24 protein-coding genes are annotated in these 26526 nt (G+C 43.5%); 3 read left to right on the forward strand and 21 right to left on the reverse strand.

Features of this window, described 5'->3' with window-relative positions; all coding sequences use genetic code 11:
* Positions 1–283 precede the first annotated feature (283 nt).
* Positions 284–1585: a polysaccharide deacetylase family protein gene (locus ABS301_RS00570; RefSeq protein ID WP_502877926.1), complete on the forward strand. Its 1302-nt coding sequence runs from the start codon at positions 284–286 to the stop codon at positions 1583–1585.
* Positions 1586–1672: 87 nt separating this feature from the next.
* On the opposite strand, the gene ABS301_RS00575 is transcribed toward ABS301_RS00570, so the two are convergent.
* Positions 1673–2626: a TIGR03943 family putative permease subunit gene (locus ABS301_RS00575; protein ID WP_502877921.1), complete on the reverse strand. Its 954-nt coding sequence runs from the start codon at positions 2624–2626 to the stop codon at positions 1673–1675.
* Between the two features lie 17 nt (positions 2627–2643).
* Positions 2644–3900 (reverse strand): CobW family GTP-binding protein, encoded by a 1257-nt coding sequence (locus ABS301_RS00580; protein ID WP_349670342.1) that lies wholly within the window; start codon positions 3898–3900, stop codon positions 2644–2646.
* 243 nt (positions 3901–4143) lie between these two features.
* Between ABS301_RS00580 and ABS301_RS00585 the strand changes: the two genes are divergently transcribed.
* Positions 4144–5169, forward strand: coding sequence for a PTS sugar transporter subunit IIC (locus ABS301_RS00585; protein ID WP_349670343.1), 1026 nt, complete (start codon positions 4144–4146; stop codon positions 5167–5169).
* A gap of 62 nt (positions 5170–5231) precedes the next feature.
* Here the strand turns inward: ABS301_RS00585 and ABS301_RS00590 are convergent, their stop codons facing one another.
* The 5 genes from ABS301_RS00590 to ABS301_RS00610 all read right to left on the reverse strand — a co-directional run bounded on the left by ABS301_RS00590 (position 5232) and on the right by ABS301_RS00610 (position 9296).
* On the reverse strand, positions 5232–5414 hold the full coding sequence (locus ABS301_RS00590) for a FeoB-associated Cys-rich membrane protein (protein ID WP_349670344.1): 183 nt from the start codon (positions 5412–5414) through the stop codon (positions 5232–5234).
* Between the two features lie 13 nt (positions 5415–5427).
* Entirely contained in the window at positions 5428–6081 is a 654-nt protein-coding gene (locus tag ABS301_RS00595) for a potassium channel family protein (RefSeq protein ID WP_349670345.1), read from the reverse strand.
* Between the two features lie 17 nt (positions 6082–6098).
* Entirely contained in the window at positions 6099–7454 is a 1356-nt protein-coding gene (locus tag ABS301_RS00600; RefSeq protein WP_349670346.1) for a TrkH family potassium uptake protein, read from the reverse strand.
* Between the two features lie 79 nt (positions 7455–7533).
* Entirely contained in the window at positions 7534–8565 is a 1032-nt protein-coding gene (locus ABS301_RS00605) for an LCP family protein (RefSeq protein WP_349670347.1), read from the reverse strand.
* 77 nt (positions 8566–8642) lie between these two features.
* Complete coding sequence (locus ABS301_RS00610) at positions 8643–9296, reverse strand: HAD family hydrolase (protein ID WP_349670348.1); 654 nt, start codon at positions 9294–9296, stop codon at positions 8643–8645.
* A gap of 165 nt (positions 9297–9461) precedes the next feature.
* Here ABS301_RS00610 and ABS301_RS00615 point away from each other — a divergent pair, with 165 nt between their 5' ends.
* A complete protein-coding gene (locus ABS301_RS00615) occupies positions 9462–9647 on the forward strand; it encodes a hypothetical protein (RefSeq protein ID WP_349670349.1) in 186 nt (61 codons plus the stop codon).
* 23 nt (positions 9648–9670) lie between these two features.
* Here ABS301_RS00615 and ABS301_RS00620 read toward each other — a convergent pair whose 3' ends face one another.
* The 14 genes from ABS301_RS00620 to ABS301_RS00685 form a co-directional block, all read right to left on the reverse strand.
* A complete protein-coding gene (locus ABS301_RS00620) occupies positions 9671–11572 on the reverse strand; it encodes a PTS fructose transporter subunit IIABC (protein WP_349670350.1) in 1902 nt (633 codons plus the stop codon).
* Positions 11572–12489 carry a 1-phosphofructokinase gene (gene pfkB / locus ABS301_RS00625; protein WP_349670351.1) on the reverse strand — a complete coding sequence of 306 codons (918 nt, stop codon included), beginning with the start codon at positions 12487–12489 and terminating at the stop codon, positions 11572–11574. Before pfkB ends, ABS301_RS00620 begins: the two co-directional genes overlap by 1 nt.
* 257 nt (positions 12490–12746) lie before the next feature.
* Positions 12747–13601, reverse strand: a complete 855-nt coding sequence (locus tag ABS301_RS00630; protein WP_349670352.1) for a MurR/RpiR family transcriptional regulator — start codon at positions 13599–13601, stop codon at positions 12747–12749.
* 74 nt (positions 13602–13675) lie between these two features.
* Positions 13676–14578, reverse strand: coding sequence for a DMT family transporter (locus ABS301_RS00635; RefSeq protein WP_349670353.1), 903 nt, complete (start codon positions 14576–14578; stop codon positions 13676–13678).
* Positions 14550–16124 carry a metallophosphoesterase gene (locus ABS301_RS00640; protein WP_349670354.1) on the reverse strand — a complete coding sequence of 525 codons (1575 nt, stop codon included), beginning with the start codon at positions 16122–16124 and terminating at the stop codon, positions 14550–14552. Before ABS301_RS00640 ends, ABS301_RS00635 begins: the two co-directional genes overlap by 29 nt.
* An 82-nt stretch (positions 16125–16206) precedes the next feature.
* On the reverse strand, positions 16207–17376 hold the full coding sequence (locus ABS301_RS00645; RefSeq protein WP_349670355.1) for a class I SAM-dependent methyltransferase: 1170 nt from the start codon (positions 17374–17376) through the stop codon (positions 16207–16209).
* 60 nt (positions 17377–17436) lie between these two features.
* A complete protein-coding gene (locus tag ABS301_RS00650; protein ID WP_349670356.1) occupies positions 17437–18021 on the reverse strand; it encodes a 4'-phosphopantetheinyl transferase family protein in 585 nt (194 codons plus the stop codon).
* 17 nt (positions 18022–18038) lie between these two features.
* Positions 18039–18686, reverse strand: coding sequence for an MBL fold metallo-hydrolase (locus tag ABS301_RS00655; protein WP_349670357.1), 648 nt, complete (start codon positions 18684–18686; stop codon positions 18039–18041).
* Between the two features lie 205 nt (positions 18687–18891).
* Positions 18892–20190 carry a phosphopyruvate hydratase gene (gene eno, locus ABS301_RS00660; RefSeq protein WP_349670885.1) on the reverse strand — a complete coding sequence of 433 codons (1299 nt, stop codon included), beginning with the start codon at positions 20188–20190 and terminating at the stop codon, positions 18892–18894.
* 16 nt (positions 20191–20206) lie between these two features.
* Positions 20207–21850, reverse strand: a complete 1644-nt coding sequence (locus ABS301_RS00665) for an FAD-dependent oxidoreductase (RefSeq protein ID WP_349670358.1) — start codon at positions 21848–21850, stop codon at positions 20207–20209.
* 12 nt (positions 21851–21862) lie between these two features.
* Positions 21863–22426, reverse strand: a complete 564-nt coding sequence (ahpC, locus tag ABS301_RS00670; protein WP_104438460.1) for an alkyl hydroperoxide reductase subunit C — start codon at positions 22424–22426, stop codon at positions 21863–21865.
* A gap of 226 nt (positions 22427–22652) precedes the next feature.
* Positions 22653–22895, reverse strand: a complete 243-nt coding sequence (locus tag ABS301_RS00675) for an RDAC family protein (protein ID WP_349670359.1) — start codon at positions 22893–22895, stop codon at positions 22653–22655.
* 8 nt (positions 22896–22903) lie between these two features.
* Positions 22904–23995 (reverse strand): tryptophan--tRNA ligase, encoded by a 1092-nt coding sequence (gene trpS / locus ABS301_RS00680; protein ID WP_349670360.1) that lies wholly within the window; start codon positions 23993–23995, stop codon positions 22904–22906.
* Positions 23996–24062: 67 nt separating this feature from the next.
* Positions 24063–26501 (reverse strand): homocysteine S-methyltransferase family protein, encoded by a 2439-nt coding sequence (locus ABS301_RS00685; protein ID WP_349670361.1) that lies wholly within the window; start codon positions 26499–26501, stop codon positions 24063–24065.
* Positions 26502–26526 lie beyond the last annotated feature (25 nt).

A 26526-nucleotide genomic window follows, 5' to 3' on the forward strand; every position in this document is an offset into this window, starting at 1 on the left:
TCCTCTGATCTATAGCTTTATATCATTGTATGGGACTGCTTCCCATACATATGCCACTTTTCCCAAAAAAAATTACCCCATTTTCATTTCATCTTTCTACAAAGTATGCTATACTTGGACAGGGAATGTTATTTTAGTAATAGATTCAACCAAAAATATAACAGAATTATGAGGTTTCGTTATGAATCAAAATGATTATCGTAAATGGAATGTTGGAAAAGGGCCAAAACACTCAAAAAACATGATTGCAATTATCCTGATTGGTCTGCTGATTGTAATGGTCATGGTACTCTGTGGAATTGTTATCAATAAGAAGCTGCATCATAAGCTGACACCTGCCGGCTCATCGGCTGCTGTTTCTTCTGAAAGCGAGGCACAGCCTTCTACTGAGGAAACCACCCCGGCTGATACATCAGAAGCAGATTTAAAGGCTATTTTATCAAACGCAGAGCAGCTTGCTTCCCAATACGATTATGACGGAGCCATTAATCTTCTGAAATCAGACACCAGGTTTGTGGAAAAGGAAGAGGTAACCAAAGCTGTTTCCGATTACGAGACATCCAAAGCTGCCCTTGTCCGTATTAATCCACAGGAAGTCACCCATATATTTTTCCACTCACTGATTATGGATACCTCAAAAGCGTTTGACGGTGATTCCAAGCAGGATGGTTATAACCAGATGATGACGACGAAAGATGAATTTATTAAAATGATGCAATCCATGTATGACAAGGGTTACGTACTTGTAAAAATTCATGATCTGGCGTATGAAAAGAAGGATGAGAACGGTAATCCAAAGTTTGTATACGGAGACATTATGCTGCCTCCTGGAAAAAAGGCTTTTGTACTGTCACAGGATGATGTATGTTACTATGAATATATGAAAGGCGATGGCTTTGCCACCCGAATTATAATTGGAGAGGACGGTTATCCCACCTGTGAGATGCAGATGGATGACGGAAGTGTTTCTGTAGGCGATTATGATTTAGTACCAATCCTTGAGAATTTTATAAAAACCCATCCAGGTTTTTCTTATAAGGGGGCAAGGGGAATTCTTGCCTTTACCGGATACAACGGAATTTTAGGCTATCGCACCGACGAAGCTTATAAAGATACCAACCCAAACTATGAAGCAGACCGTCAGGAGGCTGCAAAGGTTGCACAGGCATTAAAGGATCACGGCTGGGAACTGTCTTCCCACAGTTGGGGGCACCGGAACATGGGTGAGATTTCCATGACTCACTTTAAGACAGATACGGATAAATGGGAGCGCAATGTGGAATCCATTATCGGTCCTACTGATATCATCCTGTTTCCATTTGGAAGTGATATCGGAAGCTGGACTCCTTACACAGACAGCAACGAACGTTTTACATATTTAAAATCCAAAGGCTTTCGTTACTTCTGTAACGTAGACGCAAGCAAGCCTGTGTGGATGCAGCTTGGACCTGATTACTTCAGACAGGCCAGAAGAAATTTAGATGGTTACCGGATGTTTTACTATCCTGACAGCCTGAATGATTTATTTAATGTACCTGATGTATTTGATCCGGCAAGACCTACACCGGTTCCGCCGATGAAATAACAGAACTTTAAAAGGACGAGTTGCTGTATAACCTTAACTGGTATACAGCAATTCGTCCTTTTTATTACTCAGCAGATCTTATTTAATTTAAAATTGTACAAACCCTTTCACTGGCTTTGCAGGTTCTACAGACTCGGCATATAAAACCGGTCCTTCCCCTTCATAATCTTTCCAGTATTCATATGCAATCCGTGCCTTCACCCGAACCCACTGTTTTGTCTCAAGATCTTTAGCGTCTCTGGACTTGGTGATAAAGCCCAGAAATGTCATATCATCCTCACAGCAGGTCATTGCCATGCGCCCCGGAACGAAGTAATTCTTTGGAAAGTCTGGAGTTTTTAAAACCATTGCGGTAAATTCCACCGTCTTTCCTTCATAGCGATCCCGCCGCTCCATACAGTCCAGGTACCAGATTCCATAAGCTTCTGGTGATATCTCCACTAAATCAGCACTGATGTCATAAGGTAAGTCCTCTTCTGCAATTTCATTCACTTCCCCATCTGAATCCTCAAATACGATTTCTCCTCGTGGACACATGGACTTTAATGTACGCCGGTAGCCAGACAGATCCTCGATTCCATCACAGCGGTTGCAGATGATCATCTCGGAATTGCGTACCATTGCATACAAAAGGGACTTCATATTGGCAGCATACAGATCAAAGGTAGACATATCTATCAGCGTTATCTGCTGGTAAACGTTCCAGTCATCCGGTAGCTTTAAATCATCCAAATTCCACATGCCATTCCATTCAATTAAAACTCTCTCCGGATTATACAAAAGTTCCAGTTCCAAAAGTCTCTCCTGGCTTAATTCCTCCAGACTGTCAATGTATACAGCTGCCGTCTTTGTTCTTTTCAGCAGCTCGTCACTGTACTCAGTTTCTCCCTCTTCGCAGACAATGAGAAGTGTCTTTCCTTCCGCCTTAAAATAATCCTGTTCCATAGTGAATTGAAGGAATTGGGTCTTTCCTGACTCCAAAAATCCATCGATCAGGAAAACCGGCATAAAATCATCTTCCATTTCGTCGATATTACTCATGATTTCCTCCAGTCCAATTATTTGCCAAAGGCAAGTTTTAATTCTTCTTCTTTTAAATTAGCCCCGATTACACAAACTTTACCGGTGTACTCCGGGATACCATCTCTGATCTCATATTGTTCCGGAACCAGATCAAAATAAAGCCACGTTCCCTTATCTATGCCAGGAATCATGCCTTTGGCACGAAGTACGTCTCCAAAACCATCGCCGTAAGCAAGTTCGTCAAGAATCCGGTCAAGTGTCTCCTTGCTCATAGCAGACACATTCTCAAGGCCCCAGCTGGTAAACACTTCGTCAGCATGATGGTGGTCGTGGTCATGGCCGCAGCTGCAACCTTCTCCGTGATCATGATCGTGGTCATGGTCATGACCTCCGCAGCCACAGCTCCCCTCTTCATGGTCGTGATCGTGGTCGTGATGGCCTCCGCAGCCACAGCTCCCCTCTTCATGGTCGTGATCGTGGTCGTGATGGCCTCCGCAGCCACAGCTTCCCTCTTCATGGTCATGATCATGGTCATGGTGATGGCCTCCGCAGCCGCAGCTTCCCTCTTCATGGTCGTGATCATGGTCGTGGTGATGGCCTCCGCAGCCACAGCTTCCCTCTTCATGGTGATGGTCATGATCGTGATCATGGTCATGATGCTCTTTCAGTTCCTTTAACAGGTCTTCTTCCATCGTGTCCGGCTTTTCAATAATCTCAAGGAGCTGTTTTCCAGTTAATTCATCACAGGGAGTTGTAACAACTACTGCTTTTGGATTCAGTTCTCTGATTATTTCGACTGCAAGATCCACTTTGTCAGCGGGTGCAAGATCGGTACGGCTTAATACCACTGTTCCGGCATTTTCAATCTGATTGTTAAAAAACTCACCAAAATTCTTCCGGTACATCTTACACTTCTGGGCATCAACAATGGTAACTGCACTGTTAAACGTTACCTGGATCTCAGCTGCTACATCCTTAACCGCTTTCATTACATCGGATAATTTACCTACGCCGGATGGTTCAATGATAATACGGTCTGGATGATAGGTTGTAAGTACTTCTTTTAAGGATTGTCCAAAATCGCCAACCAGTGAACAGCAGATACAGCCGGAGTTCATTTCCCTGATTTCCACGCCGGAATCCTTTAAAAATCCACCATCAATTCCGATCTCTCCAAATTCATTTTCAATCAGGATAACCTGCTCACCAGATACAGCCTCCTGCAGAAGTTTCTTAATAAAAGTCGTTTTTCCGGCTCCAAGAAAACCGGATATAATATCAATCTTTGTCATACGAATCAATACCTCTTTTCTTTCCAGAGTTTAACAGGAACTACAACTACTTATTGTGTCACAAACAAAGGACAAAGTCAAGCAGAGGCCCCATGGTTTTTCTCTGCATATTGTTAACGTTTTATCAGTTTTATATATAATTATAAAAAAAACTTGAATTTTGGTTATACTATGGTAAAATACATGCAACTGCTTTGGCTTAAGGTCAAATGTGTGCACCAAACAAAAAGGAGATTTTTAACCATGGAAAAACGCGGCGTAAAAGAATTCCTGAAAAGGAAGAACGTCACTATCACAGTCCAGACCTATCTCATTGACGCATTGGGTGCTATGGCATTTGGCCTTTTTGCGTCTCTATTGATCGGAACCATCTTCGGGACCCTGGGCAAGCAGTTCAACTTAGAACTGTTTAACGTGATTTCAGATTTTGCAAAAAGTGCCACGGGCGCAGCTTTGGGTGTGGCCATTGCCTATGCTCTTCACGCCCCTGCGCTGGTACTGTTCTCTGCAGCTACTGTAGGGATCGCGGGCAATGCGCTTGGCGGACCAGTTGGGGCGCTGGCAGCAACAGTGATTGCAACGGAATTAGGGAAAATGGTATCAAAGGAAACACGTCTGGATATTCTTGTAACACCGGGCGTTACGATTATTTCCGGTGTTTTAGTGGCTCAGTTTGTAGGACCCGGTGTAGCCGGATTTATGAGCTGGTTCGGCAGTCTTGTAAAGACTGCCACCGAACTGCAGCCATTCTACATGGGCATACTGGTATCCGCCCTCATCGGAATCGCCCTAACCCTTCCCATCAGCAGCGCGGCCATCTGCATTGCCCTTTCCCTGGATGGGTTGGCAGGCGGAGCTGCAACGGCGGGATGCTGTGCCCAGATGGTGGGATTCGCCGTTCTCTCATTCCGGGAAAACGGAGTGGGAGGTCTTATGGCTCAGGGTCTTGGTACCAGCATGCTGCAGATGGGAAATATCGTGAAAAATCCAAAAATCTGGATTCCTCCTACTGTGGCATCCATGATTACAGGTCCTGTCGCAACCATGGTATTCCATTTGAAAAATATACCAGCCGGATCAGGAATGGGAACCTGCGGACTGGTGGGACCCATTGGTGTTTATACAGCCATGGGCGGCGGAAAAAGTATGTGGCTGGGCATTTTATTTGTCTGCTTTCTTCTGCCGGCACTTATCACACTGCCCCTTGGAGAACTCCTTAGAAAAGCGGGCTGGATTCAATTTGGAGACTTAAAACTGGACTTAAAATAAGAACACAAAGAAGGAAACGGCAGAACATAATCATTCTTCCGTTTCCTTCTTTCTATTCATCCTTATTTCCTGTTCTTTTTATCCTTATTTCTGCCCCCGTTGCAACCCAAGCAGTTTTCACAGCCGCCGGATCCGCAGCCGCCTCTGTTGTTTCGTAAGCTGCGGACAGCAAAAAATACCAGTACCATAATTATGATCAATATTATAATAGTTACCCAGTTCTCAGCCAGCCAGACAGACATCATACCTCCGAAAATCCTATTTCATCTCTTTTAATATACTGTCAATATGTTCTCTCCTGCCAATTACCATCAAATGCTCCTGCGCCTGAATAATATAGTCTGCAGGAGGCATAAGCTGTGCCCTTCCTTCCCGTTTAATTCCAAGAACACTGATATGATACAGGTTTCTGATATCAACTTCTCTGATAGATTTATGCACCCATTCCGGAAGGGGCGGGATCTCATAAATGGAATACTCAGGAGTCAGCTCAATGTAATCAAAAACATGATCTGTGCTGTAACGAACCGCCGTCTTCTCAGCAATATCACGGTCAGGATAGATTACTTCATCAGCACCGTTTCTTAAAAGGAATTTTGCATGGATATCTCTGTTTGCCTTACTGATTACCCGTCTGCCTCCCAGTTCCTTCACCAGACTGGTGATCTCAAGGCTGCTTTGGAAGTTGGTTCCGATGCACACAAAGCAGATATCAAAGTTGGAAATACCAAGACTTCTTAACACAGTTTCGTTGGTACAGTCACCAATCTTTGCACTTGTCACATAGGGGAGTAAATCCTCCAAACATTCTTCCTTCTGATCTACGATCATAACATCATTGCCCAGACTTGCCATATTGATGCAAAGATGATGTCCAAACCTGCCAAGGCCAATAATTAAAATTGATTTCATGAATATACTCCTTTTCTTTATCCTACGTTAATCGCTTCTGCGGGTTGTTCCACATGAGCTATTTTGTGATTTTGTACAAAGGCAAGCGCAAATGAAAGACTGCCGATTCTTCCGCAGTACATCAGTAAAATGATAACAACTCTGGAAAATGTACTTAGATCTCTGGTAATTCCAGTGGTCATGCCGACCGTTCCTATAGCCGAAAACGTCTCAAACAGAATATCAGAAAAACCAAGAGACTGATTAGCCATAATCACCAGAGAGGCTGCAAGTGCAAGAAACAGATTGATTGATAAAATGGTTCCTGCCCTCTTAATGGCCTCCTCCTGGAGACGCCTTCCAAATACATTGACTCCATAAGACTGTTTGATGTTGGAATGTACACACATAAGAAGTACAAATAAAGTTGTAGTCTTAATACCTCCGGCAGTAGAACCCGGGCTTCCTCCAATAAACATAAGAATGATGGTAAAAAGCTTACTGCCATCGGTCAAAGCATGGGTATCCGTGGTATTAAAACCTGCCGTTCTGGCCGTTACAGAGCTGAACAGGGAAGTCAGTATCTGACCACTAGCGTTCATTCCCACTAAGAGATTGTTTCTCTCAAGCAAATAAAACAGGAGTCCTCCACCAAATACAAGAGTAAAAGTCGTAACCAGTACGATTTTGGTATGAAGCATATATTTATTGAAATGTAACCGGTTCTTATAAATATCATCCCATACGATAAAGCCAATACCACCGATAATAATCAGGGACATAATAACCAGGTTAACCAGCCAGTCATCGTAGTATGATACAAATGAATTATAAGGTTCTATATGTCCCATTAAGTCAAATCCCGCATTGCAGAACGCAGATACGGAATGAAAAATACCATAAAAAACGCCTCTTAAAATTCCATACTGGGGAACAAACCGGATTGCTAATAAAATTGCTCCCACACTTTCAAACAAAAAGGTTCCTTTAATAATTCTTTTTGCCAGCCTTACCACTCCTCCGATCTGAAGGGTATTCACACTCTCCTGCAAAAGTCCACGTTCCCTCAGACCGATTTTACGTCTCAGTACGATGGATATAAAAACTCCCACTGTAACAAAACCAAGTCCTCCGATCTGGATCAGGGTCATGATCACAATCTGACCAAAAAGTGTCCACTGGGTCCAAGTGTCCCTGACTACCAGACCTGTTACGCAGGTAGCACTGGTAGCCGTAAACAGGCAATTGATAAAATTTTCTGACTGCCCATCCTTACTGGAAAAAGGGAGCATTAAAAGAAGTGCTCCAGTCAATATAATGCCTAAGAAGCCATAAGCCAGATACTGTGTCTGGCTTATATTCCACTTAAAACGTTTTTTTCGTTTTTTATCCATGATTGTGTTGCTGCCTTTCCTTTCTTACGGCTGATTCATCAGCATAGTATAGCACATTTCTTTCTAAAGGAAAAGGAAATCATTTCTTATTCTTAACATTTACCTGAATCTGCCGGCTGATCTTTTTTACAAGCTCCGAAGGCTCATACTGGTCCTCATCAAATAAAAACTGATGAAGACATTTCACGTTCTCCTCCAGAGTAACCGGTATGACACAATCCCTCTTATTAATTTTAGCATCAATCATTTTAGTGGGGAATCCCTGATTTTCCGTCAAATGAAATCTCTTCATATTTTTCATAATTGGGATTATATCTTTCATTCCGATACTGGTGGAAATCTGGGGCAGTACGGCATTGGCCAGCCGGTTTAAGGTCGGTAAATCTGCCTCTCTGGCTTTTTTCAATGCCAGATTGGCAACCTCTCTCTGCCTCTCTGTCCGTTTAAAATCCGTATCTATTTTTCTAAGTCTGGCATAAGCAACTGCCTGAACTCCGTCTAAATGGTTTGGGCCTTCCTTTTTTAAATGATGGGATCCCACACCTGTTGATTCCACAGTCTCTGTGATAAATCCATTAATTAACCGGAATTCATCGTGGCTGATATCCACATCGATTCCACCCAGAATATTAATGGCATCAGCAACCGCTTTCCAGGTAAAAGATGCATAATCATCAATATTAATATCCAGATTATCCGTCAGTGCTTCCAGAGCCTGTGCGGGACCTCCGCTGAAGTAGGCTTCATTTATCTTATCAAAACGCCCCTTATTATTTACTTTCAAATAAGTATCCCGGTAAACGGAAACCGCTCTTATTTCCCCTGTTCCCAGGTTTATATTGAACAGCATCTGCATGTCGGATCTGGTTCCTTTTCCCAATGTTCCGTCTCTGGAATCCACTCCAAATACGGCAACTGTCCAATATCCCTCCATCTTCTCCTGGGTCTCAATGCTGATATTGGTATTTTGAATTTTAGGCATTTCCACTTCCGGCAGTTTTTGAGGCATATGAGTGATGTTCCATGCATATCCAATCATTGTTCCGATTAAAGAAGCCCAGACCGAAGCTATGATAACCAATCCCCACTTTAAATATTTAGAATTTGCCATGTTTCCTCCATCCTCTTCACAAAAAAAGAAGAGATTCATTTACGTATCTCCCCTTAATTTTCCATCATTTCGGATTTTTATTCAAAAACATGTTGAATCTCTCTGGGATGACTGATGATATATTTGGGCTCAAATGCTTCCAGCTCCTGCCTGTCACGAAATCCCCAAGTCACTCCTACTGTATCCATTCCTGCATTTCTGCCTGTCTTCATATCCGTATTGGTATCGCCAAAATACAGACAGGACGATGGCAGCAGCGAAAAACGTTCTGCCATTAAAAGTGCTCCGGCCGGATCTGGTTTTACCTTTATTCCATTTCCTTCTCCAATAATCTGATCAAAAAAGTTTTTACCATAAACACTCTCCACACATTCAACTGCCCGATCGTGTCCTTTATTGGTCAGCACGCCTAATTTAATCCCCTTTGCTTTTAGATCCTTTAATAACTCTGGCATACCGTCATATGCCTTCACCTTATAAAGGCAGTTTTCCTGGAAGGTCTTGTCATAGATCACTATTGCCTCCTCATAATGAACCAGTTCGTTATCTCCTGAATATAAAAGCGCCCGTTCCACCAGTTTGCGGTATCCATCTCCTACAAACTTTTTGGTATGAGCTTCGTCAATAGGAGCATAGCCAAATTCTCCCATAGTCAGGCTGATGCTGTGAGACATGGACTGGATTGTGTCAATAATAGTTCCGTCTAAATCAAATATACAGCTTTTATACATGTTATACCTCCTGGCTGCAGTACTTCGTTTGTTTTTTCCATTCTTCTATATAAAAATTGTACTTCCTGTCCGGCTTTTAATCAACACTTTTCGTACTTTTTCGTATATCAGGCCTTTATCCGTCCATACTTTCAATATCCCATACAAATAAAACAGGAGTCTATTATGAATAAACATTACAGATACTGGGCAATCGGGTTAATCCTGGCATTTGCCTTTCTGATGATTGCCGTCTTTACAACCGTAAACTGGTACAAGATCAGAAAAGCAGCTCCGGAAAGCCTTCCTGCTGTTCAAGTTAACCGGAATTTAGATAACGTGATGGCAGAAACTCAAATGCCCCCGTCGTGACTGACAGGGGCATTTGATTCCTATTATGATTCAGACTGAAGATTTTTCTTTAATGCTGCAAGAACCAGACAGCCTGCAAAAGAGCCGACAATAATTGCAATCAGATAACCAAATGGATTGCCAATTGTAGGAAGAACAAAGATTCCGCCGTGAGGTGCTCTTAAGGTACATCCAAGTGCCATGGAAAGTCCGCCTGCTATTGCAGAGCCGATCATACAGGAGGGAATCACACGAAGAGGATCCGCTGCTGCGAAAGGAATTGCGCCCTCAGAGATAAAGGACAGTCCCATAATATAGTTCACAAGACCGGACTGACGCTCTTTGTCTGTAAATTTCCTTTTAAAGAATGTGGTACACAGCGCGATTGCAATAGGAGGAACCATACCGCCTGCCATAACTGCTGCCATAATATCAAAGTTTCCTTCAGCCAGCTGTGCTGTACCAAAGACGTAAGCTGCCTTATTAACCGGACCACCCATATCCACTGACATCATGCCGCCAACAACCGCTCCAAGTATAATTTTACTTGTTCCGCCCATACCGTTTAGCAGACTGGTCAGTCCGTCATTAATCGCTCCCACAAACGGATTGATAAATGTGGTCACAACGGAAACAAGGAGGATCCCAATTAACGGATAAAGAAGAACCGGTTTAATTCCCTCTAAGGATTTTGGAAGTTTTTTAAATGCACTCTTTAAAAGCAGAACAATATAACCACCGATAAAACCAGCAAGCAATGCTCCAAGGAATCCGGAGTTTACGCTTCCGCCGCCAGGATTTGCAAAGGTGGCTCCCATTTTAGCAATCAGACCGCCGACAAAACCAACAGCCAGACCAGGACGGTCAGCAATACTCATGGCAATATATCCTGCCAGAACTGGAAGCATCATTCCAAATGCCTGTTCTCCGATTGTTTTTAAATAAGCCGCAAGCGGTGTATTTTTGCCGAAATTAGAAGGGTCAATGGAATAATCATCAAACAGGAATGCAAGTGCGATTAAGATACCGCCGCCTATAACAAAGGGAAGCATATGAGAAACGCCGTTCATTAAATGCTTGTAAATAGAACGACCGACACCCTCTTGTCTGGTATCTTCCCCGGAAGCTGCAGAACCGCTATCGTGATAAATGGGTGTTTCACTGCTCACTGCACGTTTGATCAGTTCCTCACCTTTTTGAATTCCTTCCGAAACGGTGGCTACAACAACACGTTTCCCGTCAAAGCGGGACATATCCACATTCTTATCGGCTGCAATAATAATACCGTCAGCTGCAGCGATTTCGTCCTTTGTCAGTGCATTTCCAATCCCCTCTGCGCCGTTTGTTTCTGCTTTAAGAGGAATTCCTAACTTTTTACCCTTCTGTTCCAGGTTTTCAGCTGCCATAAAGGTATGTGCAATTCCGGTGGGGCAGGCTGTTACTGCCAGAACACGGTAGCCGCTCTTAACTTCTTTTGGTTTTGCTGTTCTGCCAGCTTCTTTTTCATCAATCAGACGCAGAAACTCTTCCTTTGAGCCTGCATGAATCAAAGATTCTTTAAAATCAGGATCCATTAACAAAGTCGATAATTTAGACAGTGCCTCCAGATGAACATCTGCTTCTCCATCGGGTGCTGCAATCATAAAAATGATCGTAGACAGGGTACCGTCATACGCGTCATAATCCACTCCGTCCGGTACTACAATTACTGCAAGACCCGGCTCTTTTACTGCCGCTACCTTCGCATGGGGAATGGCAATTCCATCTCCCACTGCTGTACTGCCAAGTGCCTCTCTTGCCAGAATGCCTTCCTTATAGGCTGCTTTGTCCCTCAGTCTTCCGGCAGCATCCATCAAATCCACCAAACGATCGATGGCCCCTTCCTTACTGGAAACATGAACCCCAAGCTCCACACTTTCTTTTTTCAGTAAGTCTGTAATCTTCATCAAAACCCCTCCTTTAATAATTCATTGTAAAGCTTCCTGATATCTTCTTTCCCTGCAAGGCCATCGGAAAATGCGGTGGCACTTCCAGCGGCGCTTCCAAGACGCAGAGCATGTTCATAACTGCCGTTTTCCAGGTAACCTGCAACAAAGCCTGCTACCATGGAATCTCCGGCTCCAACAGAGTTTTTCACGGTTCCGGAGGGCACTCCCAGGGTAAAGACCTCTCCCTTTTCCGTAATCAGAACTGCACCGTCTCCTGCCATGGAAACCAGTACATTTTCAGCACCCTTTTCCTGAAGAAGTTTTCCATAATGGATAATCTCATCAACGCTTTTTAGCGTTACACCGAACATCTCCCCCAGTTCATGATTGTTGGGTTTTATCAGAAACGGATGATAATAAAGCACATTTGAAAGTAAATCCCGGGTCGCATCGACCACAATGCGGATTCCTCTTTTATCCAGATACTCCATGATCCGTTCATAAATATCATCATTCAGTGATGCGGGAATACTTCCAGATAAAATCAGGACGTCCCCTTTTGTAAGACAGTCAAGCTTTTCATAAAGCTTTTCCACATCTTTTTTCGTGATCTTTGGTCCGCTTCCGTTAATTTCTGTCTCTTCACCGGATTTGAGCTTTACATTGATTCTGGACATTCCTTCTTCAACATGAATAAAATCACTTCGAAAGCCCAGATTTTTCACTCTGCGTTCAATCTCGTCTCCGGTAAATCCAGCGACAAAGCCTAACGCAGTATTCCCGTATCCCAGAGTAGCCAGAACGGTTGATACGTTCAGCCCTTTCCCTCCGCAGTAAATGTCTTCCTGCTCAGTTCTGTTGACGGTTCCCAGTGTGAAGTGATCTACTTTTACGACATAATCGAGAGCCGGATTAAATGTTACTGTGTAAATCATATATCACTGCTCCTTCTTTATATAAAATTTTATTTCATCCCCTCGTCTATACTATAATACGATTGTTTTATTTCGTCAATACGTTTATGCAAGAAATATTATTTCTCAAATCATTTCGTCGCTTTGCACAATTAGTGATAAAACAGCCGTTATCCTAACCCTGTTTTTTGTGCTATTTCCCCATATACCATTGTTCCCCAAAGAAACTGCTAAGATTCATCCCTTTGAATCAAAAAAAGAGAACCTTACGGCTCTCCTTATTTTTTATCATCGGATATTGCAATTTCGTGACGTCTGATATGATCATGTGAATTCTTTCTGCTGACCGATAAAAAGAGATATAGGATCTCCATTACGGTTGTGGCCGATACTCTGGAAAAACAAAATTCACCCAAAAGAAGCTTCTCCCTGGTTGCCGTAGTGATGTGAAGATCGCAGGCCTGTCCCAGAGGGGATGAGGGATTATTGGTGATTGCAATGGTAGGAACATGGTTTTCCTTAGCTACTGCCACCAGAGTCATAAGCCGTTTGGAAAAACCGGAATTGGATATGATGATGACCGCATCATCCGGCCCCATATTGCAGGTATATGCCATCTGGGTCTCCCAAATGGTTCCAGACACAGTGGCAATTCCCAGTTGATTGAATTTAAAGGCACCGTCAAGTGCTACCGGGATGGTATTGCCCACTGCCACCAGCTGGACTGTTCTGGCTTTTTCTATCATAGTTAAGATCTGATCAAGCTCAGCCGGTTCCATCATGGAAATGGTCTGGGTCAGCTCCGCCACCTTATTGGCCAGGATATTCTGAAGAGACTGACCGATATTATCACGGCTGATGTCATTGGAAACTTCAATGGAATTGCCCCGTTCCTCCGCCACCTCTTTAGCCAGATTAATCTTTAGATGATGAAAGCCATTAAATCCGCATCTTCTGCAGAATCTGGACACTGTGGCATCGCTTGTTCCGCTTGCCAGAGCCAGCTCAGCTACTGTCATGTCTATGATATCACTTTTATTTGAGAGAATAAAATCCGCAATCTTTTTCTCTGCTTCAAAAAAAGAATCGTAGGATGAGCAGAGAACTCCGGACACACTTATACTTTCCTGCATATATGGTTTACCTCTAATTCATGTAATTTTATTTCATCATTATATATGATATGAAATAAATTGTAAAGCATGGACTATTCTTTCCCCGACGTCAGAAGAAATACAGTAGATAGAATGCATACAAATCCTATAAAGTCCATAAGACCAAAGTTAACTCCCATAAAAAGCACGGAAAACACAGTGGCTGACACTGGCTCTACCGATGCCAGAAGGCTCCCTTTCTTAGGTCCCACACAGTTGACGCCTTCCATATAACAGGCAAATGCAATGATTGTGCCAAACACAATAATAAGTGCCATTGCCGTAACAGACGCCCCATCAAGGAGAACTGTCTTCTCCCAGGGTCGGAAAATCAGACCAAGTAAAACTCCTCCAATGAGCATTCCCCATGCCGTTATTACCATAGATCCATACTTACTTAAAAGCCTTCCCGGCTGAGTGGTGTAAACTGCAAGGGCTCCCGCAGAGCACAGTCCCCAAAACAGGGCTCGGTCTGAAATCGCAAGACTTCCGGGTTTTCCATGGGTTGCCAGTAAAAAAGTTCCTGCCATGGCAAGGGCTGCCGCAAGTAGTTCGTGTTTCTCAGGAATTTTTCCCGCCCGTGCAGAAACATAAAGCATAATCAGAACAGGTCCTATGTACTGAAGCACCGTTGCAGTACCTGCATTGGAATATCCAATGGCGGTGAAATAGGTATACTGGCACATGGACATGCCAATCATGCCAAAGATGAATAAATCTCTCATATCCCTTCCGTTTTTAAACGGTGCAAAAATCTGCTTTCCCTGTTTCATAAAGCAGATAACCAGCAGCAGAATTCCTGCACAAAGTAATCGTACCGGAACCAGCCAGTCGGAAGCCATTCCTTTCACCTGCAATAGATACTGCCCGCAGGTTCCCGATATTCCCCATAATATTCCGCCAGTTATGGTCAGAACACTTCCCCGCTTAAGGCGTTTGTTCTCTGTCATCTTCATCGCTGTCTTCCTCTTTCGTTTCTTCTGTCCTGCCCTCCCATGTATTATGGTCTGAAGCCGTATCTCTTAATATCTGGTCAATCTGGGCAAACAGCCGGCTGTCCGGCAGATTCCTCTGCCATAAGTGAAATGCTGTGGTGGATTTAATCTCTCTGGCATCGATGGGTCTTCCGGCGCAATAATCACTGTTCAAATCCCCATACAGCTTTGCCATCTCCTCAATCTGTTCTTTTGGAAGATTCTTAATCTGTCTGCTCACCTGCTCATACACCACTTCTTTTAAGCTTTTTTCCGCATATCCGCTAAAGCTTAAAAGGTTTTCATCCGTTGTTCCGGTTTTCTTACCCCAGTCCTCCACATCGGTCTGTTCCGTGGTATAAATAAGCCGGTTATCGCCGGTCCAGGTCAGGACACCGTACTGATTGGGACTGATGGCAAAGGAGTTTGCAACCACTTCACTGATGTGGTAATCTGCCCCCTTTTCACCCGGCTCCTGTCTGTAAGTCTTGGTTTTCTGCAAATGCAGATGACCGCTTATGTAAAGAGGAATCCGGTAACTCTCCAGTAAACGGACCACATCGCCGCTATTTTCCAGGGTACAGTCCTCCGGATATAAAATACTCTCTTTCAAAAGGTTATGGTGGGCAATTACCACAACCGTTACACCCACCTTTTTCGCTTCTTCCAGCTGTGTTTTCATCCAGTCAAGGGTTTTCTCTTTAATTCTTCCCCCCACTTTGTTATAAGGTTCATACTGGGCAGAATCCACCATAAGAAGCCAGTTTTTTTCGTCCAGTTCATAGACATAACTAAGAGAGTTCTGATCCAGACTTCTGGCCTGATCATATCCAAACCTGCGGTATATATCATAGAAATCCTTTTCATTTGCTTCCTGTATGGGTTCCTTTTCCTTACCAAAATAAGATGCTGCTGCATGATTATTAATATCGTGGTTTCCAGGTATCACAAGAACCTTTACTCCCTTTTCTTCCAGAACCGCTAATTTTTCAGCCAGCGCCTCATGTCCCTTTTTCTCTCCATTTAAAGTTAAATCACCGCTTAAAATCACCGCGGCAGGCTTCTTTTTCTCCATCTGATCTGTAAATGCATCCATAATCTGTGGAATATAGCGGACTACCTTACCATCGTCCAGCTTTTCCAGTTCATCGAAAGCTTCCCCGTAATCCGTCAGCTCCGGTGAAAAATAATGGACGTCTGATGCAATTACAATGACCGGAGGCTGGTACGGTTTTTCCTCTTCTTTCGTTTCTTCCACTGCCTTTTCCGCGGGGCGGGGAAGAGAAGGGCATATGGCCTCTTTCGTACATTGTTCTGTCTCAGCAGCAGAGAACGTTTCCCTGTTGTCTTTCGTCTCCGGTTCTTCCTTTGTATCAGGTACTGCTGTGCTCTCCGTCGCCCTATTAGCATCTCCGTCCTTTGTATGAGGAGAATGAACTTTCTGTAACAACAGGACAATGAGAAAGCACAGCAGGAGCATAACTGCATAGATGCAAACCAGAAGTATGTTCTTCTTTCGCTTATTCATCTGATTCCATAAAGATCCTTTCTGGTTCTTCCCATGGAATCATACCATGTTTTTTATGCAGGGGCAACCCTGGTGTTTCACGTTAATACCACCTGGTAAGGGGGAGCTCATTATTAATTCCCTTTGATATAAGAATCTGGTGCAGATCAATGATTCCGTTATGAAATGTTGCAGCGCAGGCATTTAAATACAAATCCCACATTCTCACAAATTCAGTTCCCATCTTTTTTTCGATCTGATTCCTGTTTTCGTTAAAATTCTGATCCCAGTGACGCAGTGTTTTATAATAATGTCGTCTGAGACTTTCCACATCCAAAACATAAAATTTATGATCACTTAATAGATTTATCATTTCTCTGAGACTGGGTACCATGCCTCCCGGGAAAATATATTTTTTCATCCAGGGATCTCCCGGATATTCCCTCAGTGCGCTGATAAAATGTAACAGGAACAGCCCTCCCGGCTTTAAAACGGACTCTGCACTTTTAAGAAAGAGATCATAATTTTCCCTCCCAACGTGCTCCACCATTCCCACGCTGACTACCCGGTCAAAAGTCCTTCCGCTTTTAGGCAGATCCCTGTAATCCATTAATTCTACCGTAATACGATCAGACAGACCCAGAACCTCAATCCGCCTTTCAAATTCCTTTTTCTGCTCTGCACTTAAGGTAATCCCCATACCCTTTACACCGTATTCCTCTGCCGCCCTTATTAATAAATAACCCCAGCCGCAGCCAATGTCTAAAAGGGTCATGTTCTCCTTTAAACAAAGCTTCTTTAAAATGCGTTCCACTTTATTGCACTGAGCCTCATAAAGGGTATCATTTTCTGCCTTAAAATAACCACAGGAATAGCTCATGGTATCATCAAGCCAGAGACTGTAAAAATCATTACCGATGTCATAATGAGAAGAAACCTCCTTTTCCTGATTCTTTTTGGAAAGAGAAGTAAAAAAAAGTGTTTTTAGTTTTTTCTGATCTGCCGTAAAAGCAGCCATTTGTCCCATAAAATGATCCAGTGCCTGGAACAAATCTCCCTCGATATCCAGATTTCCCTTCATATAGGCTTCGCCCAGTGCAAGGGAAGTACTGGACAACAGCTTACTGCTGTCAATCTCATCTTTCATACTGACTTTAAATACTGGATTCCCCTCCCCGATTAAATGGGTTTTTCCGTGAAGTTTTACTTCAAACGGATATTGGTCAAATCTTTGAAGATACGTGATTAAATATTGATCCGATACAAGTTTCATGGGCCTTCCTCCATTTCAGTGATAACCACTTACATAGATTCTTGCCCATTTATTTCCATCTTATAATATTTCCTTAAAGCATATCTCCGTTTTCTTAAAAGTGCACAAAGATAAAATATATCTCTCCTTCAGACAATACTGGACTATCTCCACTTCGGGAACAGAGCATGTAATACCATCCGGACCCAGTTCAAAGGAAAACTCCGTAAGAGGAATGGTAATCCCCCAGCCTCCGGCTTTTACATAACTCTCCTTCAGTGTCCAGATCTTAAAAAAGAAGGCAGTCTGTTCCTCTCCCTTAAGCTTATAAAACTGCTCCTTTTCCTGTTCTGACATCACTTTTCGGATGATATTCTCAGAAAAAGGGCGTATTTCTTCCACATCAATCCCCACCGGTGCATCTCCAATTGCGCAGGCGGCCAGTCCTGCCGTATGGCTGATGTTATGAAAGATATGGGGATATTCCTTTAATTGAGGTTTGCCATGTACTCCCTTTATAACTGGAATTGGATTGCTCTCACCATAATCGATTCCATAATCTTTCTTTAATCCCTTTCGAAGGAGCAGCTCCCCCTTAAAATGTTCTGTTTCCCGTTTATTCTCACCCTCTGCTAAATTAAATTCTTCCGCGTAAATTTTTATCATACTATAATTTCCTCTGTTTATTTTTCTATCCGGCTCCACGTTCCGTTCTCTGCTGGATTTCCGTGACAGAAATATATTTTTCTTACTCCAAGAGCACTGATTTTTTCCGCACTTCTTATCATGGCTTCCCGGTCACAGTAAATCATGGGAAGTCCGGGATAAAATAAGTTCATCAGAGCATCTCCCACAAAGACTGCCCGTTTCTCCAGTTCCAGCCCGATGGAGCCTCTGGTATGACCAGGCAGTTCAATTATTGTCCCGTCAATCCCGTATTCATCCAACCTGTCTCCCTCTTTCAAAAAAATATCAGGTGTAAAATCAAAAATAACAGATTCTTCAAAGTTTTTTGCAGCAACATCGGCCACTACCATCCCTAAAAGGCCCTGATAAGACACAGGTTCCTTAAAATTATCCTTAAGAATCCCCAGATCATCTCTGTGGATTGCCAGAGGGGCTTTTAACTCCCTGGATAAATGGGCCGCATTCTGTACCTGTTCTATATGACCATGAGTCAGAATAATGAGTTCTACCCTGCTCTTTTTACAATGATTAAGTATCTTTTCTTCAAAGCCTTTTCTACCGGTGTCAATCAGAATGGCTCTCTCTTTTTTTTCTATCAGATAACAGTTTTCACTTCCGCACCTGATCCTCTTTATTTCCGCCACTATCCTTCTCCTACTTTCTCATACATTCCCACTTATTGCTCTTTTATAACGGTATCACTGTTTATTCTATTGAGAAAGTATCTCGGATATTCCACCAATTTCTTAAGCATATCATTTATTTCTCCCTACATCAAACCCTTTTCGCAAATCACAAAAAAAGACCTGCAAGTCTTATCTTCGACCTGCAGGTCTTACTCACTCTTAATTAGGAACGGCGGATATGAAATGCATCCATTCCTGGATATACGGCACTCTCACCCAGTTCCTCTTCAATACGAAGCAGTTGGTTGTATTTGGCCACACGCTCACTTCTGCTTGGAGCTCCGGTCTTAATCTGACAGGTATTTAAAGCCACTGCAAGATCTGCGATGGTAGTATCTTCTGTCTCTCCGGAACGATGGGAAGCAATCGCGGTATACCCTGCCCTGTGAGCCATCTTAATGGCTTCCAGTGTCTCTGATACGGAACCGATCTGATTGAGTTTAATGAGGATGGAATTACCGCACCCTTCTGTGATACCTCTCTTCAGACGTTCTGTATTCGTAACAAATAAATCATCACCTACCAGCTGGATCTTGTTTCCGAGTTCCCTGGTTAAAAGCTTCCAGCCCTCCCAGTCCTCTTCATCAAGTGCGTCCTCAATGGAGTAGATGGGATATTTTTCACACAGCTGTTTCCAGTGTTCAATTAACTCTGCAGAAGAGTAATGCTTGCCGGATTTAGGCAGAAGATACTGTCCCTTGCCTTCACCTTTCCACTCACTGGAGGCTGCATCCATGGCAAGTACAAAGTCCCGTCCAGGTTCATATCCTGCTTTTCTCACCGCTTCCAGAATCAGTTCAATCGCTGCGTCATCGCTCTCTAAGTCAGGGGCAAAACCGCCTTCGTCGCCTACTGAGGTTGCCAGGCCTTTTGCCTTTAAAATAGATGCCAGGCAATGGAACACTTCGGTACACCAGCGAAGGCCTTCCTTAAAGCTTGGTGCTCCTGCCGGCATGATCATAAACTCCTGAACATCTACGGTATTGGCAGCATGAGCTCCACCATTTAAAATATTCATCATGGGAACTGGAAGGCGGTTGCCTGTAATACCACCTAAGAACCGGTAAAGAGGAATTCCCATGCTCACTGCTGCTGCTCTTGCACAGGCAATGGATACTGCAAGAATGGCGTTGGCGCCAAGTCTTGATTTATCCGGTGTTCCATCGGCTGTAATCATCGCCTGATCGATTCCGTAAATATCAGATGCGTCCATTCCTACCAATGCATAATGGATCACCGTATTAATATTGTGAACTGCATTTAAAACGCCCTTTCCACCATAACGGGCCTTATCTCCGTCTCTTAACTCCAGGGCCTCAAACTCTCCTGTAGACGCTCCGCTTGGTGCGGCTCCTGTGGCAATGGTGCCATCCGCTAAATGAACCTCCGCCTCAACAGTAGGATTCCCTCTTGAGTCAATAATTTCTCTTCCTATGACCTTTTCAATTTCCAGATAATTCATCATGATTTCTCCTTTTCTATTCTATACTTTCCAAAACGGTCAGAAGCTCCTCTACGGACTTCTTTCCGAATTCTACAACCTTATCATTGATAATCATACAGGGCACACTCATAATCTGATAGCGTTTCTTTAGTTCCGGATAATAAGCAAGATCATAAGTCCATGCCTTTACTTTGCCATTTTCTGCCGCAACTCTGCCTGCTGACATAACGGTGGTCGGACACATGGTACAGGATAATGAAACCGCAATCTTAATGGTAAGTTCTTTGTCTAACCTGTGTATTCTGTCTTCTTCTTCCTTAGAAACAGTCTGTCCCGGCCCCGCCGCATTGTATAATCCGATAACGAAGGAATTAAACTCATGGCCTCCTGGAATTCCATGGAAGCGGATTCCTGTTTCCGCACCATCTTCTCTTAAAACCAACAGGGCGGGAATTGTCTCATCCGGTTCTGACTTATCAGATACCCGCTCTGTAAGACATTCCACTTTCTCTGATATGCCAGAGAGTTCCTTTAAAAAGGAATCCATTTCAACGGAAAGCTGACTTTGATCCAAAAGTGCCTTTACAACAACTTTTTTCTGAAATTTTTCAAACAGCGCTTCTAACTGCTGTCTCATTTCGAAAGTAATTAAATTCTCTTCTCCTGATTCATCCTGCTGCTTTCTATTCTCACTTTTGTGATCCGCTTGTGCCAGAGGCTCCCGTGGAGACAACTGTAACTTCTCATAAACATCAGCCACATATTTTTCTAAGGACGTGGCGGCAACTGCACCGTCGGAAACAGCGGTTACCACCTGTCTTAAATTCTTGACACACACATCACCGGCTCCATACACTCCGGGAATCCCCGTCATCTGATTGTGATCTGTAATGAGATAACCGTGGCCGTCAAGCTCCAGCTTTCCTTTCACTATTTCTGTGTCCGGTACATAGCCTGCAAATACGAATATACCAAAGGATTCTCCCTCTGGCGCTTCATAAGTCCATTCTCTTCCAGTCTGATTATCCCGAAATCTGGCAGATTGTAAAAGCCTGTCACCAGCAGCTTCCATGATCTCTGTCTGATAATGAACTTCAATCTTTTCGTGATTCTTCGCCTTATCCGCTACAGAGGCGGCACAGGTAAAATCTTCTTCTCTGACAATGATGGTGACCTTTCTTGCATATTTTGTGAGAAATACAGCTTCTTCTGCTGCTGCAAATCCACCTCCAATTACAAATACATCCATTCCGGTGAAAAATTCACCGTCGCAGGTTGCACAGTAAGCCACTCCTCTGCCTTTGTATTCTCTCTCTCCTGCAAACCCCAGCATTCTGGGGTTTGCACCAAGAGCAAGAACAATTCCAAGGGTCTTAAAATCACCTTTATCGGTTTTCACAATTCGCATATCTCCGGATAAATCAAAATCTGTCACCTTTGCTATTTGAAATTCAGCGCCAAAGCTTTGTGCCTGGGCCCGCATCTTTTCTGTCAGCTCTGTGCCGTCTATTTTTTCGATTCCGGGATAATTTACAATTTCCGATGTAATGGTAATCTGACCGCCGATTTTTTCCTTTTCCAGTACCAGAACCTTAAATCTGGCTCTGGCTGCATAAATGGCTGCGGAGAGACCTGCAGGACCTGCGCCTACAATAATTACGTCATAAAATTCAGCCATAGGATCCCGCCTTTACAGAAGCCCTACTAAATCCAGACTGGGCTTTAATGTCTTTTCACCTGGTTTCCATTTTGCAGGACAAACCTCATCTCCGTGTTTGGCGACAAACTGAGAAGCCTCCACTCTCCGAAACAGTTCTTCTGCGTTTCTCCCCACGTTGCCGGCAATCACTTCATAAGCGACGATAACTCCTTCCGGATTCACAACAAAGGTTGCCCGTTCCGCCATGCCGGATTCCTCAATCAGAACATCAAAGCTTCTTGCCAGCGCGCCTGTAGGATCCGCAAGCATGGGATACTGAATCTTTTTTATTGTCTTTGAAGCGTCATGCCAGGCCTTGTGTACAAAATGGGTATCACAGGATACGCTGTAAATTTCACAGCCCGCCTTTTTAAAATCCTCATATTTATCTGCAAGATCTTCCAGTTCTGTGGGGCAGACAAAAGTAAAATCCGCCGGATAAAAAAAGAATACGGACCACTTACCCAGAACATCCTTTTTAACCACTTCCTTAAATTCTCCATTTATAAAACTTTGTACTTTAAAATCACTGATCTCTTTTCCAATGAATGACATACAATCTATCTCCTTTCCTGATGGCTATACTAAATTAATATGGCTTGTTTCGTTTAAATTTATGAGTTAGTTGTTCCTAATTCATGGTATAATCATAGCATAGATTACCAGAAAATTCAATAAATAATATTGATAATAATTATTATTTTATTATTAAGTTAAAAAAACCGGAGAAGCCCAAAGGTTTTTCTCCTTTGCAGCCACTCCGGCAATCCAGATTCCGGAGTTAACTCATCCAGAAGTTTGTCTTATCTTCATTATACTCCAACTGAAAACGCAGTTTCTTAAAGTACGCTTCCAGTGTTTCATAAAGCGCCTGATATTCTGCTGTTTGATTGCTTTCACTAAGGGATTCCACAAAGCAGGACTGTTTCCCGCAGGCATCTCTTAAATGAATCTTAAATTCCAATCCGCTGTCTTTTAAAAGCTGATTGCATTCCAGTATCTCATGAATGGACACGATCTTCATGACAACTCCTATTCCTGACCTTTAAACCGCTTTGCCTGTTCTCCGATCAGTTCCACATCGTCAAAATAGTTGATCTTCATCGCTTCCTTAACCTCTTTTAAGGTAGCTGCTGCTGCTGCTTCTGCTTTCTGACTTCCCTCTTTTAAGATCTGATATACGTAAGGGATATCTGCTTCGTATTCTTTTCTTCTTTTTCTGATGGGTTCTAACTCTGCCTGCAGCACACTGTTTAAAAATCTCTTTACTTTCACGTCTCCAAGTCCGCCTCTCTGATAGTGCTCTTTTAACTCATCGAGGTTCTTGTAATCCGGTAAATATTCATTAAAATCCTCTTCTTTACAAAATGCATCCAGATAGGTAAATACAGTATTGCCTTCCACCTGTCCGGGATCGGAAACCATCAGGTGATTGGGATCAGTGTACATGCTCATTACCTTTTTCTTAACCTCATCTTCTGAATCGGATAAGTAGATGCAGTTGCCAAGGGATTTGCTCATCTTTGCCTTACCATCTGTTCCTGGAAGACGTAAGCACGCCTGATTATCCGGAAGCAGGATATCCGGCTCTACTAAAGCATCTCCGTAAACGGAATTGAACTTCCGTACGATCTCCCTGGTCTGTTCAATCATAGGCTCCTGATCTTCTCCCACCGGGACCGTGGTGGCCTTAAATGCCGTAATATCAGCTGCCTGGCTGATTGGATAGGTAAAGAAGCCCACGGGTATGCTGGTTTCAAAATTTCTCATGGCAATCTCTGATTTTACAGTAGGATTGCGCTGAAGTCTTGAAACGGTAACCAGATTCATATAATAGAAGCTAAGCTCTGTAAGCTGTGGTATCTGAGACTGGATGAACAACGTACTCTTACTGGGATCCAGCCCGCATGCGAGATAATCCAGCGCTACCTCAATAATGTTCTGACGAACCTTTTCCGGATTGTCCGCATTATCCGTCAATGCCTGAGCATCCGCTATCATAATAAAAATTTCGTCAAATTCGCCGGAATTCTGCAATTCCACCCTGCGCCTCAGCGAACCCACATAATGTCCGATGTGAAGCTTTCCGGTGGGTCTGTCCCCCGTTAAAATTATCTTTCCCATTTTGTACCTCCAGATATATTATCAAGTTTTATTGTACCATTCATTCGTTATTTGTCAATGAGGCACCTTATTTTACTTCAAATATATCCTCGGCATAATTCACGGATGCCATGGCGTCCCGGCAATACTGGTCTGCGCCGATTGTCATTGCATACTCTTTTGTGAGAACTGCCCCGCCGACCATAACCTTTGCAAAAGGCGCCTGGGTGCGAAGCTGGCGTATGGTCTCTTCCATGCTTGGAACCGTAGTTGTCATGAGAGCGCTTAACCCCACCAGCTTCACATTCCGTTCGACAGCCGTTTTTACAATGGTTTCAGGCGGAACATCTTTTCCAAGATCCAGTACTTCATAGCTGTAATTTTCCAAAAGCACCTTTACAATATTTTTGCCGATGTCGTGAATGTCTCCCTTTACGGTTGCAAGTATTACAGTTCCCTTTTTCTTTTCCTCTGCACCGCTTTGTGCCAGCTTCTCCTTAATAACCTCAAAAGCTGCCTTTGCCGCCTCTGCGCTCATCAGGAGCTGGGGAAGAAATACCGTTCCCTTCTCAAAACCTTTTCCAACCTCATTGAGAGCGGGAATCATCTCTTCATTAATAATGGTAAGGGGTTCCCTGTTTTCCAGAAGTTCAGAAACTGCGGCATACGCTCTGTCCTTTAATCCTTTTTTTATGCTTTCCCCTAAGGATAAATCCGTTCCGCTTACCCCGGCTGCTTTCTGATCCCCTGCCTGTCTTTTTACCTCACCAAGAACGGCCACGTTACCGCTGTAGATGCTGATATAATTGCTACACTGGGGATCTAAGTCTGCAAGCACACGGAAGCTGTAGTAAGAGCGCATCATGGCCTCTGAGTTTGGATTTATAATGGCGGCGCTCAGTCCGTTTTGCAGAGCCATGGTAAAGAATGCTGCATTGACAATCTCTCTCTGGGGAAGGCCAAAGGAAATATTGGATACTCCAAGGATGGTTTTTCCCTGTAATTCATCCCTTACCCGTCTTACGGTCTCAAGGGTTGTAATGGCACCTTTGTTGTCAGAGCTCACTGTCATACACAAAGCGTCAATGATGATATCTTCTTTTCCGATCCCATATCCGGCTGCGGTATCATAAATCTTTTTTGATACTGCAATTCTTCCCTCAGCCGTTTCCGGAATACCGTCTTCGTCAAGAGCAAGAGCAACCACCACTCCTCCGTACCGTTTTACAAGAGGGAAAATGGCTTCCATCACTTCTTTCTTTCCGTTCACGGAATTGATAAGGGGCTTACCGTTATAGATTCTCATGGCACGTTCCATGGCAGTCATATTGGAGGTGTCAATCTGTAAAGGCAGGTCAATGATACTTTGCAGTTCTTTCACTACCTCTACCATCATGGCTGATTCATCAATCTCAGGAAGTCCCACATTCACGTCAAGCACATGGGCTCCGTTATCCTGCTGGAGAACGCCTTCTCTTAAGATATACTCCAGATTGTGATCCTTTAACGCCTGCTTAAATTTAGCTTTTCCTGTTGGGTTAATCCGTTCTCCAATAATAACCGGATCCTGATCTATGACAACAGCCTGGGCATAGGAGGAAATCACCGTCCGGTTCTTTCTTTCCGGAAGTCTGACCGGCGAATCCTTACAAAGGGCTGCCATTTTTTCTATATGCTCCGGCGTGGTTCCGCAGCAGCCGCCAATGATACAGGCCCCCGCCTCCACAATCTCCTTCATGACTCTGGCAAATTCATCGGCATCAATGTCATAAACCGTCTTTCCGCCTTCACTTCTTGGAAGTCCGGCATTGGGGTTTACAATGACAGGTAGAGAAACCACCTTCATAATGTCTTCCAGAATGCCTTTCATCTGAACAGGACCAAGACCGCAGTTAATTCCCATGGCATCCACTCCCAGCCCTTCTAAAAGAGCTACCGTAGATTCCACATTTCCTCCGGTTAAAAGCTTTCCTTTCTCATCAAAAATCATTGTCACAAAAACAGGCAGTCTGCTGTTTTCTTTTGCAGCCAGAACCGCTGCTTTTGCTTCATAGCTGTCACTCATGGTTTCAATGAGAATGAGGTCTGCCCCTTCCCGTTCACCGATTCTTACCACCTGGGAAAACAGCTCATAGGCATCTTCAAAATCAAGATCTCCCAGAGGCTTTAAAAGTTTACCGGTAGGACCGATATCAAGGGCTATCGCTCCTTTTGACCTTCCCTGGGAATAAGCGGCAGTATCCGCCGCCTCCCTGGCATTCTTCATGGCAGCTGTCACAATCTGCTCTAAATCAAATTCCTTGTCCTTATTATATTTTAAACCATTCGCACCAAAGGTATTGGTTTTAATCATATCTGCACCGGCTTCCAGATAATCTCTGTGCAGCTTTACGATTAAATCAGAATGGGTTACATTCCAGGTTTCCGGCAGTTCACCGGGTTTTAAGCCATTGGCCTGTAAAAGGCTGCCCATGCCTCCGTCAAAAAAAAGGATTCTTTCTTTCAATTTCTCTAAAATCGCTGTCATACTTTCCTCCATCTCCACTCAGTTT

It is taken from the genome of Lacrimispora sp. (genome assembly GCF_031982545.1).
GTDB lineage: Bacteria > Bacillota > Clostridia > Lachnospirales > Lachnospiraceae > Lacrimispora.

Excerpts from the sequence above, each read along its gene's own strand:
- ABS301_RS00570 (WP_502877926.1), top strand. The coding sequence starts at position 284 with ATGGTACTCTGTGGAATTGTTATCAATAAGAAGCTGCATCATAAGCTG.
- ABS301_RS00575 (WP_502877921.1), bottom strand. The coding sequence starts at position 2,626 with ATGAGTAATATCGACGAAATGGAAGATGATTTTATGCCGGTTTTCCTG.
- ABS301_RS00580 (WP_349670342.1), bottom strand. The coding sequence starts at position 3,900 with ATGACAAAGATTGATATTATATCCGGTTTTCTTGGAGCCGGAAAAACG.
- ABS301_RS00585 (WP_349670343.1), top strand. The coding sequence starts at position 4,144 with ATGGAAAAACGCGGCGTAAAAGAATTCCTGAAAAGGAAGAACGTCACT.
- ABS301_RS00590 (WP_349670344.1), bottom strand. The coding sequence starts at position 5,414 with ATGATGTCTGTCTGGCTGGCTGAGAACTGGGTAACTATTATAATATTG.
- ABS301_RS00595 (WP_349670345.1), bottom strand. The coding sequence starts at position 6,081 with ATGAAATCAATTTTAATTATTGGCCTTGGCAGGTTTGGACATCATCTT.
- ABS301_RS00600 (WP_349670346.1), bottom strand. The coding sequence starts at position 7,454 with ATGGATAAAAAACGAAAAAAACGTTTTAAGTGGAATATAAGCCAGACA.
- ABS301_RS00605 (WP_349670347.1), bottom strand. The coding sequence starts at position 8,565 with ATGGCAAATTCTAAATATTTAAAGTGGGGATTGGTTATCATAGCTTCG.
- ABS301_RS00610 (WP_349670348.1), bottom strand. The coding sequence starts at position 9,296 with ATGTATAAAAGCTGTATATTTGATTTAGACGGAACTATTATTGACACA.
- ABS301_RS00615 (WP_349670349.1), top strand. The coding sequence starts at position 9,462 with ATGAATAAACATTACAGATACTGGGCAATCGGGTTAATCCTGGCATTT.
- ABS301_RS00620 (WP_349670350.1), bottom strand. The coding sequence starts at position 11,572 with ATGAAGATTACAGACTTACTGAAAAAAGAAAGTGTGGAGCTTGGGGTT.
- pfkB (WP_349670351.1), bottom strand. The coding sequence starts at position 12,489 with ATGATTTACACAGTAACATTTAATCCGGCTCTCGATTATGTCGTAAAA.
- ABS301_RS00630 (WP_349670352.1), bottom strand. The coding sequence starts at position 13,601 with ATGCAGGAAAGTATAAGTGTGTCCGGAGTTCTCTGCTCATCCTACGAT.
- ABS301_RS00635 (WP_349670353.1), bottom strand. The coding sequence starts at position 14,578 with ATGAAGATGACAGAGAACAAACGCCTTAAGCGGGGAAGTGTTCTGACC.
- ABS301_RS00640 (WP_349670354.1), bottom strand. The coding sequence starts at position 16,124 with ATGAATAAGCGAAAGAAGAACATACTTCTGGTTTGCATCTATGCAGTT.
- ABS301_RS00645 (WP_349670355.1), bottom strand. The coding sequence starts at position 17,376 with ATGAAACTTGTATCGGATCAATATTTAATCACGTATCTTCAAAGATTT.
- ABS301_RS00650 (WP_349670356.1), bottom strand. The coding sequence starts at position 18,021 with ATGATAAAAATTTACGCGGAAGAATTTAATTTAGCAGAGGGTGAGAAT.
- eno (WP_349670885.1), bottom strand. The coding sequence starts at position 20,190 with ATGAATTATCTGGAAATTGAAAAGGTCATAGGAAGAGAAATTATTGAC.
- ABS301_RS00665 (WP_349670358.1), bottom strand. The coding sequence starts at position 21,850 with ATGGCTGAATTTTATGACGTAATTATTGTAGGCGCAGGTCCTGCAGGT.
- ahpC (WP_104438460.1), bottom strand. The coding sequence starts at position 22,426 with ATGTCATTCATTGGAAAAGAGATCAGTGATTTTAAAGTACAAAGTTTT.
- ABS301_RS00675 (WP_349670359.1), bottom strand. The coding sequence starts at position 22,895 with ATGAAGATCGTGTCCATTCATGAGATACTGGAATGCAATCAGCTTTTA.
- trpS (WP_349670360.1), bottom strand. The coding sequence starts at position 23,995 with ATGGGAAAGATAATTTTAACGGGGGACAGACCCACCGGAAAGCTTCAC.
- ABS301_RS00685 (WP_349670361.1), bottom strand. The coding sequence starts at position 26,501 with ATGACAGCGATTTTAGAGAAATTGAAAGAAAGAATCCTTTTTTTTGAC.